The organism is Jiangella sp. DSM 45060 (assembly GCF_900105175.1).
Taxonomy (GTDB): Bacteria; Actinomycetota; Actinomycetes; order Jiangellales; family Jiangellaceae; genus Jiangella.
Genome location: NZ_LT629771.1, coordinates 6,060,941 through 6,078,424, shown reverse-complemented (window position 1 = coordinate 6,078,424; position 17,484 = coordinate 6,060,941). Strand labels below are relative to the sequence as shown.

16 protein-coding genes are annotated in these 17,484 nt (G+C 73.1%); 10 read left to right on the top strand and 6 right to left on the bottom strand.

Features of this window, described 5'->3' with window-relative positions; all coding sequences use genetic code 11:
* The first annotated feature begins 8 nt into the window (after nucleotides 1–8).
* Nucleotides 9–1,667, top strand: a complete 1,659-nt coding sequence (gene ptsP / locus BLU82_RS27275; protein WP_370246226.1) for a phosphoenolpyruvate--protein phosphotransferase — start codon at nucleotides 9–11, stop codon at nucleotides 1,665–1,667.
* A 14-nt stretch (nucleotides 1,668–1,681) separates the two neighbouring features.
* On the opposite strand, the gene BLU82_RS27270 is transcribed toward ptsP, so the two are convergent.
* Genes BLU82_RS27270 through BLU82_RS27255 form a run of 4 tightly spaced genes read right to left on the bottom strand, consistent with a single transcriptional unit; the run spans nucleotide 1,682 to nucleotide 6,127 of the window.
* Nucleotides 1,682–2,854: an ROK family transcriptional regulator gene (locus BLU82_RS27270; RefSeq protein ID WP_092624065.1), complete on the bottom strand. Its 1,173-nt coding sequence runs from the start codon at nucleotides 2,852–2,854 to the stop codon at nucleotides 1,682–1,684.
* Entirely contained in the window at nucleotides 2,851–3,774 is a 924-nt protein-coding gene (locus BLU82_RS27265; RefSeq protein ID WP_370246338.1) for a carbohydrate ABC transporter permease, read from the bottom strand. The genes BLU82_RS27270 and BLU82_RS27265 overlap by 4 nt, the downstream gene beginning before the upstream one ends.
* Nucleotides 3,775–3,776: 2 nt before the next feature.
* Entirely contained in the window at nucleotides 3,777–4,718 is a 942-nt protein-coding gene (locus tag BLU82_RS27260) for a carbohydrate ABC transporter permease (protein ID WP_197682515.1), read from the bottom strand.
* 5 nt (nucleotides 4,719–4,723) lie between these two features.
* The gene (locus tag BLU82_RS27255; protein ID WP_092624063.1) at nucleotides 4,724–6,127 is read right to left on the bottom strand and encodes an ABC transporter substrate-binding protein; all 1,404 of its coding nucleotides are present in this window, start codon (nucleotides 6,125–6,127) and stop codon (nucleotides 4,724–4,726) included.
* 113 nt (nucleotides 6,128–6,240) lie between these two features.
* On the opposite strand from BLU82_RS27255, the gene BLU82_RS27250 reads away from it, so the two are divergent.
* The 7 genes from BLU82_RS27250 to BLU82_RS27220 all read left to right on the top strand — a co-directional run bounded on the left by BLU82_RS27250 (nucleotide 6,241) and on the right by BLU82_RS27220 (nucleotide 14,510).
* A complete protein-coding gene (locus tag BLU82_RS27250) occupies nucleotides 6,241–7,296 on the top strand; it encodes a zinc-binding alcohol dehydrogenase (protein WP_092624062.1) in 1,056 nt (351 codons plus the stop codon).
* Between the two features lie 47 nt (nucleotides 7,297–7,343).
* Nucleotides 7,344–8,105 (top strand): SDR family NAD(P)-dependent oxidoreductase, encoded by a 762-nt coding sequence (locus BLU82_RS27245; protein WP_092626362.1) that lies wholly within the window; start codon nucleotides 7,344–7,346, stop codon nucleotides 8,103–8,105.
* A 107-nt stretch (nucleotides 8,106–8,212) separates the two neighbouring features.
* A complete protein-coding gene (locus tag BLU82_RS27240) occupies nucleotides 8,213–9,487 on the top strand; it encodes an extracellular solute-binding protein (RefSeq protein WP_157741289.1) in 1,275 nt (424 codons plus the stop codon).
* Nucleotides 9,484–10,422: a carbohydrate ABC transporter permease gene (locus tag BLU82_RS27235; protein ID WP_092624060.1), complete on the top strand. Its 939-nt coding sequence runs from the start codon at nucleotides 9,484–9,486 to the stop codon at nucleotides 10,420–10,422. The genes BLU82_RS27240 and BLU82_RS27235 overlap by 4 nt, the downstream gene beginning before the upstream one ends.
* Nucleotides 10,419–11,252 (top strand): carbohydrate ABC transporter permease, encoded by an 834-nt coding sequence (locus BLU82_RS27230; protein WP_197682514.1) that lies wholly within the window; start codon nucleotides 10,419–10,421, stop codon nucleotides 11,250–11,252. Before BLU82_RS27235 ends, BLU82_RS27230 begins: the two co-directional genes overlap by 4 nt.
* A gap of 173 nt (nucleotides 11,253–11,425) precedes the next feature.
* Nucleotides 11,426–12,334 (top strand): dihydrodipicolinate synthase family protein, encoded by a 909-nt coding sequence (locus BLU82_RS27225; RefSeq protein WP_092624059.1) that lies wholly within the window; start codon nucleotides 11,426–11,428, stop codon nucleotides 12,332–12,334.
* A 61-nt stretch (nucleotides 12,335–12,395) separates the two neighbouring features.
* Entirely contained in the window at nucleotides 12,396–14,510 is a 2,115-nt protein-coding gene (locus BLU82_RS27220) for an alpha-galactosidase (protein ID WP_092624058.1), read from the top strand.
* Here the strand turns inward: BLU82_RS27220 and BLU82_RS27215 are convergent.
* Both BLU82_RS27215 and BLU82_RS27210 read right to left on the bottom strand, forming a co-directional pair.
* Entirely contained in the window at nucleotides 14,497–15,063 is a 567-nt protein-coding gene (locus BLU82_RS27215) for a GNAT family N-acetyltransferase (RefSeq protein WP_092624057.1), read from the bottom strand. The two genes, BLU82_RS27220 and BLU82_RS27215, sit on opposite strands and share 14 nt — an antisense overlap.
* Before the next feature lie 5 nt (nucleotides 15,064–15,068).
* Nucleotides 15,069–16,487 carry a PLP-dependent aminotransferase family protein gene (locus BLU82_RS27210; protein WP_092624056.1) on the bottom strand — a complete coding sequence of 473 codons (1,419 nt, stop codon included), beginning with the start codon at nucleotides 16,485–16,487 and terminating at the stop codon, nucleotides 15,069–15,071.
* Between the two features lie 127 nt (nucleotides 16,488–16,614).
* On the opposite strand from BLU82_RS27210, the gene BLU82_RS27205 reads away from it, so the two are divergent.
* On the top strand, nucleotides 16,615–17,100 hold the full coding sequence (locus tag BLU82_RS27205) for a hypothetical protein (RefSeq protein WP_157741288.1): 486 nt from the start codon (nucleotides 16,615–16,617) through the stop codon (nucleotides 17,098–17,100).
* A gap of 3 nt (nucleotides 17,101–17,103) precedes the next feature.
* Nucleotides 17,104–17,481, top strand: coding sequence for an SRPBCC domain-containing protein (locus tag BLU82_RS27200; RefSeq protein WP_092624054.1), 378 nt, complete (start codon nucleotides 17,104–17,106; stop codon nucleotides 17,479–17,481).
* Nucleotides 17,482–17,484: the final 3 nt, after the last annotated feature.

The following is a 17,484-nucleotide window of genomic DNA, read 5'->3' as shown; positions in this document are numbered from 1 at the left end:
GAGGAGTAGTGGCAGTGATCAGCGGTGTGGGTGTCAGTTCCGGACGAGCGGCGGGACCGGTGGTCCGGATGCCGGACCCGGTGGGCGAGCCGCCGGCCGGCGCGACGCTGCCCGACGGCGCCGACGTCGCGGCCGAGGGCGCCCGCATCGCCACGGCAGCCGAGCAGGTCCGCGCCGACCTCGAGCGGCGGGCGGCGGCGGCACACGGCGACGGCGTCGCGGTGCTCGAGGCGACGGCGCTGATGGCGGCCGACCCGACGCTGGTCACGGCCGCGCAGAAGAAGCTGTCCGACGGCACGTCGGCGCCCCGCGCGGTGTGGGACGCGGCGGCCGAGGTGCAGACGATGCTCGAGTCGCTGGGCGGGTACATGGCCGAGCGGGCCCGCGACGTCGCCGACGTCCGCGACCGCATCGTCGCCGTGCTCGACGGCCGGCCGGCGCCCGGTGTGCCCGAACGCGGCGAGCCGTTCGTCCTGGTGGCGCACGACCTCGCCCCGGCCGACACCGCGACTCTGGACCCGGCGACCTGCCTGGCGCTGGTGACCGAGGGCGGCGGGCCGACGTCGCACACGGCGATCCTGGCCCGCGCGCTCGGCCTGCCCGCCGTCGTCGCCGCGGCCGGGATCCTGGACGTCGCCGAGGACACCGTCGTGCTGGTCGACGGCGGCGCCGGGACGATCCAGCCGGACCCGCCGGCCGATCTCGTCGAGCAGGTCCGCGCCGCGGCCGCCCGGGTGCTGACGTTCGACGGCACCGGCCGCACCTCCGACGGCCACCGCGTGCAGCTGCTGGCCAACGTCGGCGACCCGAAGGGCGCCGCGGCCGCCGCGGAGGCCGGCGCCGAGGGCGTCGGGCTGTTCCGTACCGAGTTCTGCTTCCTCGACCGCGCCGAGGAGCCGTCCGTCGACGAGCAGGTCGAGCAGTACACGGCCGTGCTGGCGCCGTTCGCCGGCAAGAAGGTGGTGGTGCGCACGCTCGACGCGGGCGCCGACAAGCCGCTGCCGTTCCTCACCGACGCGTCCGAGGCGAACCCGGCGCTGGGCGTGCGCGGCTATCGCACCGCGTGGCGGCACCCGGAGGTGCTCGACCACCAGCTGGAGGCCATCGCGCGGGCGGGCGAGGCGTCCGGCGCCGAGGTGTGGGTGATGGCGCCGATGATCTCCACGCCCGCCGAGGCCGCCGACTTCGTCGCCCGGGCCGCCACTTTCGGCCTCGCGACGGCCGGGGTGATGGTCGAGGTGCCGGCGCTCGCGCTGACCCCCGACCACCTGATGGCGAAGGTGGCGTTCGCCAGCCTCGGCACCAACGACCTCACCCAGTACACGATGGCGGCCGACCGCCTGCTCGGCGACCTGGCCGAGCTGAGCGACGGGTGGCAGCCGGCCGTGCTGCGGCTGGTGCACCTGACGGCCGAGGCGGGCCTGCAGGCGGAGCGTCCGGTCGGCGTCTGCGGCGAGGCCGCGGCCGACCCCGCGCTCGCCGTCGTGCTGACCGGCCTCGGCGTGACCAGCCTCTCGATGACGGCGCGCGCCATCCCCGAGGTCGCCGCGACCCTGCTCTCCGTCACCCGCGCCGAGTGCGTGCGGCTGGCCGACCTGGCGCTCTCCGCGCCGGACGCCAAGGCCGCGCGCGCCGCCGTCCACGCGGAACTGCCGCCGCTCGCCTGACGCCGCGGGCGGCGTCAAGGGGCGCCGAGGCGGGCGTCGACGGCGGCGGCGGAGAAGACGTGGTCGACGACCATGATGCGGGCGCCCTCGATGGCGGCGCGGTCCTGCAGGGCCGACGCCGTGACGGTGAGGTCGCGGGTGGCCAGCGGCACCGTCCGCTCGTACAGCGACTCGCGCACGCCGATGAGGAAGTGCTCGTGGGTCAGCGCCATCGACCCGCCGATCACCAGCACACCCGGGTTGAGCAGCGCCACCGCCGTCGCCAGCACCTCGCCGACCAGCTGGCCGGCGGTGCGCACGAGGGCGATCGCGTCGGCGTTGCCGGCCTGCACCAGGCGGGCGACGTCGGTGGCGGTCTCGGCCGCGATGCCGCGGTCGGTGAGCTGACGGACCAGCGCGCCGCCGCTGGCGTGCGCGGCCAGGCAGCCGTTGGCGCCGCACGCGCAGACCGCACCGGCGACGGGGTGGGCGATGCGGATGTGGCCGATGTCGCCGGCGCCGCCCGCGATGCCGCGCTCCGGCCGCCCGCCGATGATCAGCCCGGCGCCGATGCCCGTCCCGACCTTGACGTAGAGCAGGCTCGGAACGTCCGGGTGGAAGCGCCGGGCCTCGCCGAGCCCCATGAGGTTGGCGTCGTTGTCGATCAGGGTGGGCACCCCGAACCGCTCCTCGAACACCGTCGTCACCGGATGGTCGTCCCAGCCGGGCATGATCGGCGGCTGCTGCAGCCGTTTCGTCGCGACGTTCACCGGCCCGGGCACGCCGATGCCGACGCCGCACAGGCCGTCGCGCGCCGCCGGGCCGGCCGACGTGAGCAGCGTCGCGAACCCGTCCAGCACCGCCGTCAGCACCGGGTCCGGCCCGTCCTGGATGCGGATGCGGCTGGTGCTCTCGGCCAGGATCGCCCCGGCGACGTCCTGCAGCGCCAGCCGCGCGTGCGTCGCACCGAGGTCGGCGGTCAGCACGTACTTGTCGGTGTCGACGAACGACAGGCCCTTCGCCGGCCGCCCGGCGACGCCGGAGTGCTGTGCGGCCGCCTCGCTGAGGTAGCCGGCCGCCGTCAGCATGGCCAGCCGTTGGGTCAGCGTCGACCGGGAGAGCCCGGTCTGCTCCAGCAGCTCGCGGCGGGTGCTCACCTCGCCGGAGCGGACCAGCTGCAGGATCTGCCCTGCCGTCGTGCCCGTCATCCCTTCTCCGCGCCGCTGGTGAGGCCCTCGACGAGCATCCGCTCGGCCAGGAAGAACAACGCGATGATCGGCAGCGTGAGCACCACCGAGCCGGCCATCAGCACCGTCGTCGGCACCTCGATCGACCCGGACAGCCGCGACAGCCCGAGGCTGACCGTCCAGTTGTCGCGCCGCTCGACCAGGAAGAGCAGCGCGAACAGGAACTCGTTCCACGCGATCATGAACACGTACAGCCCGGTCGCGATCAGCGACGGCATCGACAGCGGCAGGCTGATGCGCCGGATGACGCCGAAGCGCGTGCACCCGTCGATCAGTGCGGCCTCCTCCAGCGACACCGGGATGGTCGAGAAGTAGTTGCGCAGCATGTAGATCGCCACGGGCACAGTCTGCGCCACGTACACGATCGCCAGCGCCAGCAGGTTGCCGCGGAGACCGAGCTGCGAGAACAGCACGAACAGCGGGATCGCCAGCAGGATCGGCGGGAACAGGTACACGATGAGGAACAGGAAGCCCGACGCGCCGCGGCCGCGGAAGGCCAGCCGGCTCACCGCGTACGCGCCGAGGATCGACGCCACCAGCGTCACCACCACGGTCACGGTGGCCACCAGCGCGCTGTTGCCCATGTAGCGCAGGAACCCCTGGCCGCCGTCGTCGACGGATGTCAGCACCTCGCGGTAGGTGTCGGCGGTGACCTCCGACGGCGACACCCACAGCCGTCCGGGCTCCAGCAGCACCTCGGCGATCGGGCGCACCGACAGCACCAGCATGTAGAGGAACGGCACGATCGTCACCAGCGCCAGCCCGACGATCGTGACGACCCGCAGGCTGCCCCAGACGCGTTCCTCGCGGCTGCGGGGACGGCGCCGGCGCGACGACGGGCGGTCCGGCGTCGTGGGCGGTGCGGTCGTGACGGTGTCCACGCTCACGACGTCTCCCCTCGGGCCGCGGCCGTCCGCAGGTAGACGGCGATGAAGACGACCAGCACGCCGGCCAGCACCAGCGACTGCGCGGCCGCCGCGCCGATGTCGGTGCGGGCGGTCAGGAACTCGTACACCCGGATCGACACGACGTCGGTGCCGGCGCCGCCGCCGGTCAGCAGGTACACGTCGTCGAACTTGTTGAACGTGAAAATGAACCGCAGGATGGTCAGCAGCGCGATCACCGGCATCAGCTGCGGCAGCGTGATGTGGCGGAATCGCTGCCAGATCGAGGTCCCGTCCACCATGGCGGCCTCGTCCAGCTCGCCGGGCAGCGCCTGCAGCCGGGCGATGAGGAACAGGAACGCGAACGGGAAGTACCGCCACGCCTCGAACGCGATGACCGTCAGCAGCGCCAGCGGCACCGTCACGTCCACCCCGAACAGCCCGACGGTGTAGTCGCGCTGCGACAGGAACGGCACCGGCTCGTCCCAGCCCAGGAACCGGGTGCCCCAGGCGTTGACGATGCCGAACTGCGGGTTCAGGGCGACCGACCACACGAACGTCACGGCGACGACGGGCGCGACGTACGGCAGCAGCATCGCCGCGCGCAGCACGCCGCGGCCGCGGAACGGCTTGCGCAGCGCCAGCGCGGCGACCAGCCCGATGGCGATCGAGCCGAGCGTCGCGCCGACGGTGTACACGACCGTCGTCCACAGCGACGACCAGAATCCGGACGACCCGAACACCGTCGCGAAGTTGTCCAGGCTGTACTCGCCGAAGAACCCGGCGTCGCGCAGGTTGATCAGCCGGACGTCCTGGAACGCCAGCGAGATCGTCCAGATCACCGGCAGCACCACGACGACGACCACGATGAGCAGCGTCGGCGAGATGAGCCGGAACGCGAGCCGGGACTCCTGGCGGGCCAGCGTGTCGGTGCGGGGCACCGTCGTCACTCCAGGCTCTGCTGGATCTCGGCGACGGCGTCCTGCGCCTGCTGGGCGGCCTCCTCACCGGTGCCGCTGCCGCTGACCAGCTCGTTCAGCGCGGCCGCGACCGGCAGCTCACCGAGCGTGGCGCCGACCAGCTGGCCCTGGCCCTGCTCGAACCCCCACCGCTGGATGGTCTCGGCGCTGGTGCGCACGGTCTCCAGCGTCTCGGCGTCGTAGAAGTCGCCGAGCGGCGCCAGCGTGTCGACGCCGGCGTCGAGGCCCTCCCACGCCGTGACGTACTCCTCCGGGTCGTCGGCCGTGCCCTGACGGGTCGGGATGCGGCCCTCCGGCGCGACGGCGAGCCAGTCGACGTAGCCGTCGGACATGACGTACTGGACGAACTCCGACGCCGGGTCGGTCGCGGAGTCCGCGGTCAGCACCCACGACGTGATCTCGCCGTACGACGCCGGCTCGTCGCCGCTGGGTCCCTGGACCGCCGTGACGACGCCGCTGTTCTGCGCGAGGAAGGTGGGGTCGGCCCGGCACTCGGGGCAGGTCGGCAGCGCGTCGTTGCGCAGCCCGGCCAGCTCGTCGAGGATGAACGACGACCACACGACCATGGCCGCCTGGCCGGCGAAGTAGGTGGCCCGGGTGGTGTCGACATCCTGGTTGCCGGCCACGGAGTAGTTGCGCACCAGGTCGGCGTAGAAGTCGAAGGTCTCGGCGCACTCCGGCGAGTCCAGCGTCACCGTGCCCTCGTCGTCGACCAGCTCGCAGCCGTTGCCCAGCGCGAAGTACTCGAAGCTCTGCTGGGTGAACGCGTCGCCGGGGATGGTCGGCGCGGCGATGCCGGCCACGGCGTCGCCGTCCAGCGTCTCGGCGGCCGTCGTGATGGCGTCGAACGTGGTCGGCGGCTCCAGCCCGGCCGCGTCGAACAGGTCCTTGCGGTAGACCATGAGCTGCGGCCAGCCGTCGCTGGGCACCGCCAGCTGGGTGTCGCCGTCGCGGGTCAGCTCCAGCGCGGCCTGCGCGAAGGTGTCCTCGCCGAGGTCGTCGACGATGCTCGCCGGCGTCTCGGTGTCCAGCAGCTCGTTGACGGCCATCGACTGCACGCCGGCCAGCGACGTCGCGCCGATGACGTCGGGCAGGTCGCCCGCCGCCGCCGACGACGTGACCAGCTGGTCGAAGTCGTTCTCGGCCACCGACACCAGCTCGACGTCGACGCCGGAGGACTGGCTGAAGGCGTCGACGATCGCCTCGATGGCGGTGACGCGGTCGGCGATGTCCTCGACCACCCACACCGTGATGCTGTCGGCGTCCTGAGACCCGCCGCTGCTGTCGTCGTCGCCACCGCCGCACGCGGCGAGCAGGACCGATCCGGCGAGGACGATGGCCGCCCCGCGGCCGATGGTGCGTGCTCTCATGCGAACCTCTCATCGTGGAGAGTGCCAAGCTGGGTTACGGTCATGAAACACCTAATAATGTCCGATGACAAGACATAATCTGCCTGTTCTCCAGACGAAATAGAGGTGCCCGGATGCCGCTCGTCGTGCAGTTCACCGGTCCGCGTGAGGTCGACGTCGTCGACGAGCCGTCGTCGCCGCTGGGTGCGGGGCAGGTGCGCATCGCCACCTGGTACTCCGGCATCTCCGCCGGCACCGAGCTGACCGCCTACCGCGGCTCCAACCCGTACCTGACGAAGACGTGGGACCCGGCGGCGCGGCTGTTCACCGAGGGCGCGCCGGCGTTCTCCTACCCCGTCTCCGGCTGGGGCTACCAGGAGGTCGGGCAGGTCACCGAGGTCGCGCCGGACGTCACGACGCCGCGGGCCGGCGACGTCGTCTACGGCATCTGGGGCCACCGCGCCGAGACCGTCGTGCCGGCCGTCATCGCGGCGCGGCGGCTGCTCCCGGCCGGCGTCGACCCGGTGCACGGCGTGTTCGCGCGGGTCGGGGCCATCGCGCTGAACGCCGTGCTCGCCGCCGACGTGCACCTCGGCGAGCACGTGGCGATCTTCGGCCAGGGCGTCATCGGGCTGCTGGCCACGCGGCTGGCGGAACTGAACGGCGGCTCCGTGGTGGCGGTCGACGGGCTGCCGGGCCGGGTCGCGCTGGCGTCGCGGTTCGGCGCCGTGCGGGCGGTCCCGGCGGACGTGGCCGGCGGTGCGGCGGTCGCGGTGCGGTCGGTCACCGACGGCGCCGGCGCCGACACGGCGATCGAGCTGAGCGGCAACTACCGCGCGTTGCACGAGGCGATCCGGTCGGTGCGTCCCGGCGGACGGGTCGTGGCGGCCGGCTTCTATCAGGGTGAGGCGGGTGGGCTGCTGCTGGGGGAGGAGTTCCACCACAACCGGGTCGAGATCGTGGCCAGCCAGATCGGCGGCACACCGCGGGCGCTCGGCGACCGGTGGAACCACGACCGCCTGCTGACGGTGGTGATGTCGCTGGTCGCGTCCGGCCGCCTGGACGTCGCGCCGCTGCTGTCGCACGTCCTGCCGGTGACGGAGGTGGCCGGTGCGTTCGAGCTGCTCGACCGCCGTCCGGCCGAGGCGCTGCAGGTGGTGCTCCGCTTCCCCGCCGCCCCGGCCGGCTGACCGATACTCCCTGGCGCGATCCGGCGGCGTGGTGTGTGCTGCTGCCCATGACCCGACCCGACACCCCGGTGGCCGTCGTGACCGGCGGCGCCCACGGCATCGGCGCCGCAGTCGCCGCGCGGCTGGCCCGCGACGGGCACGCCGTCGCCGTCCTGGACCTGAACGAATCCGGCGCCGTGGAGACCGCGGCCGCCATCACCGCCGCCGGTGGGCGCGCTCTCGGCCTGCGCTGCGACATCGCCGACGAGGCCGCCGTCACGGCCGCGACCGGCCAGGTGGTCGCCGAGCTCGGAGCGCCGACCGTGCTGGTGAACAACGCCGGCGTCGGCCCGGTCGCGCCCATCACCGAGATGTCGGTCGAGCAGTGGGACCACATGCTCGGCATCAACCTGCGCGGCCACTTCCTCGTCACCCGCGCCGTCGTCGGGCACCTGGTCGCGGCCGGCTGGGGGCGCATCGTGAACATCTCCAGCATCTCCGCGCTCGGCGACGACGGCCGGTCGCACTACTCCAGTGCGAAGGCGGGCCTGCTCGGCTTCACCAGGTCGCTGGCGCTCGAGCTCGGCCGGCACGGCGTCACCGCCAACGCGATCGCGCCCGGCTTCATCGTCAGCGACATGACGGCGGCCAGTGCGCGGCGTGTGGGCCGGACCTTCGAGGAGCACCAGCGCGCCGCCGCGGGGTCGATCCCGGTCGGCCGCGTCGGCTACCCCGAGGACATCGCGCACACCGCGTCGTACCTGATCAGCCCCGATGCCGGCTTCGTCACCGGGCAGGTCATCTACGTGTCCGGCGGCCCTGCCGGCTGAGTCCTTCACCCTCCTGGATCTGCCAGCGCAGATCCACCCATTGACGGGATATGGGATATCTGACTACTGTCTCCGCGAGGCGCGAATCGCGGACACAGGGAGGTGTCATGGGCACGACAGGCGGGCGGTCGGCGGCCGCATGGACGGCACGGGCGGTGGGGGTGCTCGCCGCGGCGGGGCTGCTCGCCGCGTGCGGCAGCGGCGACGCCGACGAGACCGGCGGCGGGGACGACGGCGGCGCGACCACGCTCTCGCTTTGGCACTACTACGGGACGCCGGACACCCCGACCGGGGCGGCGTTGCAGGGTCTGCTCGACCGCTACGAGGAGGAGCACGACGGCGTCACCATCGAGGCGCGGCACATCCCGTTCGGCGACTTCACCCGCACGTTGCTGCAGTCGGCGGCCGGCGGCGACCTGCCGGACATCGCGCTCATCAACGGCTTCACGACGCAGGCGCTGGCCGACGCCGGGGTGATCCAGGACCTCAGCGACCGCGTCGACGAGTGGGGCGAGGCCGACCACTACTTCGAGACCGGCTGGGAGACCACGCAGGTCGACGGCGCCACGTACGCCGTCCCGCACGTGGCCGACGCGTACGCCGTCTACTACAACGAGACCATGCTGGCCGAGGCCGGCCTGGAACCGCCCACCACGTGGGCCGAGATGCAGGACCATGCCACCCAGTTGTCCGACGGCGAGCGTTACGGCCTCGCCTTCAGCGGCATCGAGGGTGACGAGGGCGCGACGGCGCTGGTGATCCGGCTGCTCGCGGCCGGCGGCGACCCGGCCGACATCGACACCGAGGCCGGCGCGACGGCCCTGGGCCAGTTCACCGACCTGATCAACGCCGGCGCGGTGTCCAGCGGCGTCCTGACCTGGAACGAGGAGGACGTCAAGAACCAGTTCGCCAACGGCCAGGCGGCCATGATGATCAACTCGGCGACCTACCTGAGCATCCTGGCCGAGGAGAACCCGGAGCTGCAGTGGAACGTCGCGCTACTGCCCTCCGACGTCGAGGCGGCCACGTTCCTCAGCCAGGAGAACCTCGCCATCAGCACGTCGACGGAGAACGCGGACGCCGCGTGGGACGTCATCGCCTGGATGCAGCAGCCCGACGTGCTGGCCGAGTACCTGCCGGAGCGCAACAAGCTGGCCGCGCGTGACGACGTCGACACCGGCGACGACCCGGTGCGGGCGATCTTCGCCGAGCAGCTGCAGCAGGCGTGGGCGCCCGAGGGCGACCTCGCGGCCGCGTCGTCGGAGGTGCTGACCCGCATCCAGGGCGCGCTGCAGGCCGCAGCGGGCGGCGGGGCGAGCGTCGAGGACGCGCTGGCCGACGCGCAGGGCCAGATCGACGAGGCGCTGGCGAACGTCGAGTGACCACCACCGTCGCCCCGCCGGGAACGGCGAGCACCACTCCGGCCCGGGCCCCGCGGCGGGCCCGGCGCTGGGGCGACCACCTGTTCGTCGTCCCCGCGGTCCTCTTCGTCGCGGCGACTGTGCTCTACCCGCTGATCTTCAACATCGACCTCAGCTTCCGCGACGTCGGCGTCGCACAGATCGTCACGGGCGGGGCCGAGTGGGTCGGCTGGGAGAACTACGCCGACCAGCTGGGCCGGGACTCGTTCTGGCACGCGCTGGTGATCTCGCTGCTCTACACCGGGCTCGCCGTGGCCGTCGCGTTCGCGCTCGGCATGGCGCTGGCGGTCTACTTCAACCAGCGCTTCCCGGGCCGCAACCTCATGCGGTCGCTGCTGCTGCTCGCCTGGATCCTGCCGACGGTCGTCAGCGCCAACGTCTGGCGCTGGATGCTCGACGGCAGCTACGGGCTGATCAACACGCTGCTCGAGGCCGTCGGGCTGGTCGACGGCGACGTGTTCTGGCTGGCCCGGCCGGTGCCGGCGCTGTTCGCCGTGGTCATCGCGACGGCGTGGTCGTTCACGCCGTTCATCATGATCCTGCTGCTGGCCGGCCTGCAGGGCATCCCGGACACGCTGTACGAGGCGGCCACCATCGATGGCGCGGGCGCGTGGCGACGGTTCACCCACGTGACGCTACCGCTGCTGAAGCCGGTCAACCTGACCGCGCTGCTGCTCTGCTTCATCTCCACCTTCAAGACCTTCGACACGGTGTTCCTGATGACCCGCGGCGGTCCGGGCGAGGCCACGATGATCCTGCCGATCTACGCCTACAACGAGGCGTTCGAGTTCTTCCGGTTCGACACCGGCGCCGTCGCGACCACGCTGATGCTGGTGGTGCCGCTCGGCTTGTCGGTCTTCTACTTCCGCTCGCTGCGCCGCGAGGAGCTGTCGTGACGGCGACCAGGCGCAAGCGCGGCTGGCTGAGCGTCGGCGGCGTGCTCATCACCGTCGCCTACCTGCTGCCGGTCTACTGGATGCTGGCGACGTCGCTGAAGCAGTCCTCGGACATCTTCTCCACGCCGCCGGACCTGTTCCCGTCGCCGATCAGCCTCACGTCGTACACCGAGACGGTGGTCAACCACGCCGGCATCGGCCGCGGCCTGCTGAACAGCACCGTCATCGCCGTCGGGACGACCGTGGTGACGCTGGCGGTCGCCGTGCCGGCGGCGTACGCGCTGGCCCGGCTGCGGGTGCGGTTCGTCGCGCTGCTGATGCTGCTGTTCCTGGTCGTGCAGATGGTCCCGGCGGTGAACCTCGCGCTGCCGATGTTCGTGATCTTCAGCCGGGCCGAGCTGGTGAACTCGTACCCGGGGCTGATCCTGGCGAACTGCTCGCTGGCGATCCCGCTGGCCATCACGATCCTGCGGCCGTACTTCCTGTCCGTGCCGGGCGAGGTGATCGAGGCGGCGAAGATCGACGGCTGCACCACCTGGAGCGCGTTCCTGCGGGTCGCGCTGCCGGTCTCGGTGCCGGGGGTGATCACCGTCGCGGTCATCAGCTTCCTCGGCGCCTGGGGCGAGTTCGTGTTCGGGCTGGCGCTGGCGTCGGACGCGGACATGCAGCCGATCACCGTCGTGCTGGCCGGGCTGTCGAACTCGTTCGGGACCCGCTGGAACGACCTGATGGCCGTCTCCGTCGTGGTCGCGCTGCCGATCATCGTCGTCTTCGTCTTCCTGCAGCGCTACATCGTCGGCGGCCTCACCGCCGGTGCCACCAAGAGCTAGGGGGTGTCTCCCGAGTCCATGGCCTACTGCGCGACGCCCAGGCGGCGCCTCGCCGCGTTCTCGTCAGTCGTCATAGAACCCCGCTATGACTCCCTCCTCGGCCTTGCGAGGCATCCACCTGGACGCCGCTCGCTACGGCCGAGACCCGGGAGACACCCCCTAGGAGCACGTGCATGAGCACAGAGACCACGGACACGTTCGAGCTGTGGGCGGCGACGCCGACCCCGTTCCGGGCCGACGAGAGCCTGGCCGCCGAGGTCGTGCCCGCCCAGGCGGCGCACCTGGTCGAGCTGGGCATCGACGGCGCGTTCGTCGGCGGCACCACCGGTGAGTCGATGGCGCTGACGGTCGACGAGCGGGCCGAGCTGATCGGCGCGTGGGCCGAGCACCGCGGCGACCAGCTGCTGCTCGGGGCGCACGTCGGCGACCTCAGCGTGGTGGACGCGCGGCGGCTGGCCCGGCACGCGGCCGACGCCGGCGTCGACCTCATCGCCGCGGTGGCGCCGTTCTACGGCGAGCCGCCGTCGGTCACGGCGATCGTCGACTACCTGGCCGAGATCGCGTCGGCCGCGCCGGACGTGCCGCTGTGCTACTACCACATCCCGTCGATGACGGGGCTGCGCGCGGCGCCGTCCGCGGTGGTCGAGCAGGCCGCCGCCCGGGTGCCGAGCCTGCGCGCCGTCAAGTTCACCGACGGCGACCTGCTGGAGTTCATCCGCACCCGCGAGGCCGCCGACGGCGTCCGCGTCTACTTCGGCAAGGACGAGCTGCTGCCGGCCGGTGTGGCCTGCGGCGCGACCGGCGCCATCGGCAGTCTCTACAACGTGCTGGCCCCGGTGGCGCGCGAGGTGCGGTCGCGGATCCTGGCCGGCGAGGTCGAGGCGGCGCTGGCGCTGCACCGTCCGTTCCGGCAGATCGCGGCGGTCGCCGACCGGTGGGGCTCGATCCCGGTCGTCAAGGAGCTGATCAACCGGTTCGGGCCGGACGCCGGCGCGGCGCGGGTGCCGTGGGGGCGGCTGGGTCCCGACGCGCTCGCCGCCGTCGACGCGCTGGTCAAGGAGCTCGACCCGGCCGCCTCCTGACCGCCGCGCCGGGTCTGACAGGCTGGTCCGGACTCGTCGCCGCGTGAGGGAGATTCGCCCGATGGACTCGTCGCTGGTGGTGCTGGCCCGGGCCGGCGCCTGCCTGGTGCTCGACCTGGACACGCCGTGGCTGCCGCGGGTGCTGCACTGGGGCGCCGACCTCGGCCCCGGCGTCGACGCCGCGGCGCTGCGGGCCGTGGCGGTCCCCGGCCGGCGCGGCGGGGCGCCGGCCGACCCCGCGGCGCCGTCGCTGCTGCCCGCCCAGGCCGACGGCTGGGCCGGCCGGCTCGGCGTCGAGGGCGCGCGCGACCGCGCCTACCCGCACCTGCGGCTGGCGCCCGCGTCCGTCGCCGTCGCCCCTGACGGCGGCGGCGTCGAGGTGACGTCGCGCGACACGGCGGCGGGGGTGTCCGTCGTCAGCTCGCTCGTCCTCGACGCCGCCGGTGTGCTGCGAGTCCGGCACACGCTCACCAACGACGGCGACGGCGCGTGGACCATGGGCGGGCTGCGCGCCGTCCTGCCGGTGCCCGACCACGCCGCCGAGCTGCTGCACTTCAGCGGCCGCTGGGGGCTGGAGAAGATCCCGCAGCGCGAGGCGTTCCTGCCGGGCATCCGATCGCTGGAGACCCGGCGCGGGCGCACCGGTCACTCGCACACCGGGCTGCTGGTGGCCGGGTCGGCCGGGTTCGGGTTCGGCTCCGGCGAGGTGTGGGGCGTGCATGCCGGCTGGAGCGGCTGGACGGTGCACGACGCCGAGCGGGTCGCCGAGGGCTGGTCGACGCTGGGCGCGGGTGAGCTGCTGGCTGGTGGCGAGGTCGTCCTGGCGCCGGGGGAGTCGTACGCGACGCCGGACGTGTACTTCGTGTACTCCGACTCCGGCTTGGACGGGCTGTCGGCGCGGCTGCACACGTCGCTGCGTGCGCGCGCTTCGCACCCGCCGGCGCCGCGGCCGCTGGTGTTGAACACGTGGGAGGCGGTCTACTTCGACCACGACCTCTCCCGCATGCAGGCGCTGGCCGACGTCGCGGCGTCCGTCGGCGTCGAGCGCTTCGTCGTCGACGACGGCTGGTTCCTCGGCCGTCGCAACGACCTCGGCGGCCTCGGCGACTGGTACGTCGACCCCGACCTGTGGCCGGACGGGCTGCACCCGCTGGTCTCGCACGTTCGCTCGTTGGGTATGCAGTTCGGGCTGTGGGTCGAGCCGGAGATGGCGAACCCGCGGTCGCGGCTGGTCGAGGAGCACCCCGACTGGCTGCTCAGCGACCCCGCCCGGCTGCCCCGTCCGTGGCGCAACCAGCACACCGTCGACGTCGCGAACCCCGAGGTCTACGCGTACCTTCTGGAGCGGCTGGACAAGCTGGTCGGCGAGTACGCCATCGACTACCTCAAGTGGGACCACAACCGCGACCTGCTCGAGGCCGTCCACGACGGCCACGCCGGCGTCCACGAGCAGACCGCCGCGGTGTACCGGCTGCTCGACGAGCTGCGGTCGCGGCACCCGTCGCTGGAGATCGAGTCGTGCTCGTCCGGAGGGGCGAGAGTAGACCTGGGGGTGATTCAGCGGACGGACCGCGTGTGGGCGTCGGACAGCAACGACCCGCTGGACCGCCAGGCCATCCAGCGGTGGACGTCACTGCTGCTGCCGCCGGAGCTGATCGGCGCCCACGTCGGCCCTGGCCGCACCCATGTGTCCGGGCGCGTCACCGAACTGCAGCTGCGCTGTGCGACGGCGCTGTTCGGCCATGCCGGCATCGAGTGGGACATCACCGAGTGCTCGCCGTCCGAGCTGGCGCTGCTCTCCGACTGGGCTGCGACCTACAAGCGGCTGCGCCCCCTCCTGCACACCGGCCGCGTCGTCCGCGCCGACACCGACGACGCCCACGTCCTGCACGGCGTGGCCGGCCCCGGGCACGCCGTGTTCGCCTACGTCGCGCTGCAGACGATGACCGCGGACATCCCGCCGCGCCTGCGGCTGCCCGGCCTCGACCCGGCGGTGACCTACCGGGTGACGCCGATCGCCGGGCTGAGCAGCGAGTTGCCGCGGTGGGCCCGGCCGGCGGCCTGGCTGGAGTCCGGCGCGGTGGAGCTCCCCGGCCGCGTGCTCTCGACGGTCGGCCTGCAGGCGCCGCCGCTGAACCCGGGCCAGGTGCTCACGCTGGAGCTCACCGCGGTCTGAGGCTCAACACGTATTGGCGGCACAGGTGGACCCGGCGGAACCGGGCCCGCAGTTCCGCCTCTCGCTCGATGGGGGCGTGCGCGAACACCCGGACCGGCGTCCCGAGGCCGGCTGGCGCCGTGAACCCGGCGTCGCGCTCGTCCCAGTCCTGGTAGACGTGCAGATAGCGGTGCTCCTCGCGGAAGCCGTTGCATCGGTACCAGGCGTTGGCCGCCGTGTCCTCGCGCGTCCACGCGTCGAGGGTTCGGAGCTTCCGCTGCTCGAGCTCGGGAAGCGCGGCGTGCAGCAGCCGGGTGGCGATGCCCGCCCGCGAGTGCTCCGGCAGGACGGCCACGGTCTCGATGGTGGCGTCGCCGGCCCCGATGCTCACGTCGAGGATCCCGACGACGTCGGCGCCGTCGGTGGCCACGAGCTGGATCGACGGCTCGTCGTAGCGCGGCCGTCGCGTGACGACGTCGTCGTAGTACTGGGTGGTGAAGAAGCTCAGCAGCCGGCAGCGCAGCCAGCTCGGCGCGTCGGCGTCGTCGTACGGACGGATGTGCACAGGCGGCATGGGCATCAGGGTAGGGACGCCCGGAGGCGGGCGAGGCCGGCGGCGATGCGGTCCTCGGCGATGGCGCCGTAGCCGAGCGCCAGCCCTCGGACCGGGTGGGTCACCGCCAGCGGCGACAGCGCCAGCACCTCGACCCCGGCCGTGCGGGCGCGGGCGGCGACCTCGACGTCGTCGGCGGAGGGGTCGGTGAGCAGGGCGGTCACGTGCAGGCCGACCAGCGACGGGACCGGCTCGAGCAGGCCGGCGAAGTCGCGGCGCAGCAGCGACGTCACGAGGTGGTGCCGCTGCGCGTACACCCGGCGCATCGCCTTGAGGTGCCGAGCGAACAGGCCCTCGTCGATCAGCTCGGCGAGCGCCGCCTGGGCGGGCACCGCGGTGTGCCAGTCGAGCAGCTGCTTGGCCTTGTGCATGGCATCGCGCAGCGACCGCGGCGCGACGACGAAGCCGAGGCGCAGGGTGGGCAGCAGCGTCTTGGAGAACGAGCCGACGTAGGCGACGTGGCCGGCGGCGCCGAGCCCGGCCAGCGGCTCGAACGGGCGCCCCGCGAAGCGGAACTCGCTGTCGTAGTCGTCCTCGACGATCAGGGCGCCGGTGCGCCGGGCCCACTCCAGCAGCGCCAGCCGCCGGCCCAGCGACATCGACGGGCCGAGCGGGAACTGGTGCGACGGCGTGACGTAGACCAGGCGGGCGGCGTCAGGCAGCGCGCCGACCACCAGGCCGTCGCCGTCGACCGGGACCGGGACCACGGAGAAGCCGGACGCCGTCAGCAGCTTGCGCGGCAGCGGGTACCCCGGGTCCTCGACCGCGACGACGTCGCCGGGGGCCAGCAGGACCCGGGCGAGGAGGTCGACGGCCTGCTGGCTGCCGCTGGTGACGATCACGTCGTCGGCCGATGCCGGTACGCCGCGAGCGACGGCGACGTGACGGGCGATCGCGGCCCGCAGCGCCGGATGCCCGGCGGACGCGATGTGCGCGCCGGTCCCGACCGCCGACGCGCGCAGCTGGCGGGCGGTCACCCGGCGCCACGCCGCGTACGGGAACAGCGTCGCGTCGGGGACACCGGGCCGGAAGTCGTACTCGGCGTCGGCCGCGGCGAGGTCGGCCGCCTCGGGCAGCCCGGCCCACACCGCCCGCGGCGCGAGCGCGACCTGGTCGCCGTCGTCGCCGGGCGGGCCGTCCTGGGCGAGGCCGTCGGCGACGAACGTGCCGACGCCGGGACGGGCGGTGAGGAAGCCCTCGGCGGCCAGCCGGTCGTAGGCCATGCTGACGGTGTTGCGCGCGATGCCGAGGTCGCCGGCCAGCTCGCGGGTCGGCGGCAGCGGCTGTCCGGCCGGCAGCCGTCCGGCCAGGATCGCGGCGCGGACCTGCCGGTACAGCTGCCCGGACAGGTCACCTCGGCCGTCCAGCCGCACGTGCAGGTCCATGGAGCCTGAGCCTAGGGCGTCACCGTCCCGTGACCGGCTCAGTGCGGAACCTCTCGCTGTGGCCCAGCGGACGCCGTCCGAGCCTGGCTAGCGTGCCGGGCATCGGCAGGAACTCGGAGGGGTGACGATGCGGAAGAACACGGTACGGACGCTCGCCGCGGTGCTGGCCGCGGGTGCGGTGGCGCTGCCAGGCATCGCGGCGGCGACCGACGACGCACGCGGCGAGAACCGCGGGTGCGCGGCGAGGTTCGACGAGGCACAGCGCGCCGACATGGAGTCGTTCCGCGACTTCGACGCCGAGACCTGGCGCGAGGGTCACCACGAGGACGCCGTCAGCGTCTTCGCGAGCGGGCACCGGTTCTCGGGCATCGACGCGATCATGGCCGCGCAGAAGAGCCACTTCGAGAACCGCGAGGCGATCTGGACGTGGACCGAGATCGACCGCCACGTCCACGGCTGCAAGACCGCGACCATCGAGTACGACGCCACCTACGAGCTGCCCAGCATCGGCTTCAAGTCGCGCGCGCTCACCGTCGTGACCTACACGTTCGAGCGCGGCCGCTGGCTGTCGATCTACGACCAGGGCACCGCGTTCCCGGCGCCGGCGCAGTAGCCCGTGATCGACACGGTGGAGCAGGGCTCCATCGAACGCGTCATCCACGTCGAGGCGCCCCCGCACGTGGTCTACGAGGTGCTCAGCCGGCCGGAGCACCTACGCCGGTGGTGGCCCGACGACGCGCGGTTCGAGCCGGTCGTCGGTGCGCGGGGCGAGCAGATGTGGCGCAACACGGCCACCGCCGGGTCGGGGACGGTCGCGCTCGCCGTCGTCGACGCCGACCCGCCACGGCGGATCTGCTACCGCTCGTCCTCACCCGACCTCAGCGGACGGCCCTCGCTGCTGGTCGCGTTCGCCCTGGTCCCGGAGCGCGGCGGGACCCGGGTGCACCTCACGCAGACCTCGTTCCTCACCGACGGGGCGCCGCCGCCGGCGTGACGA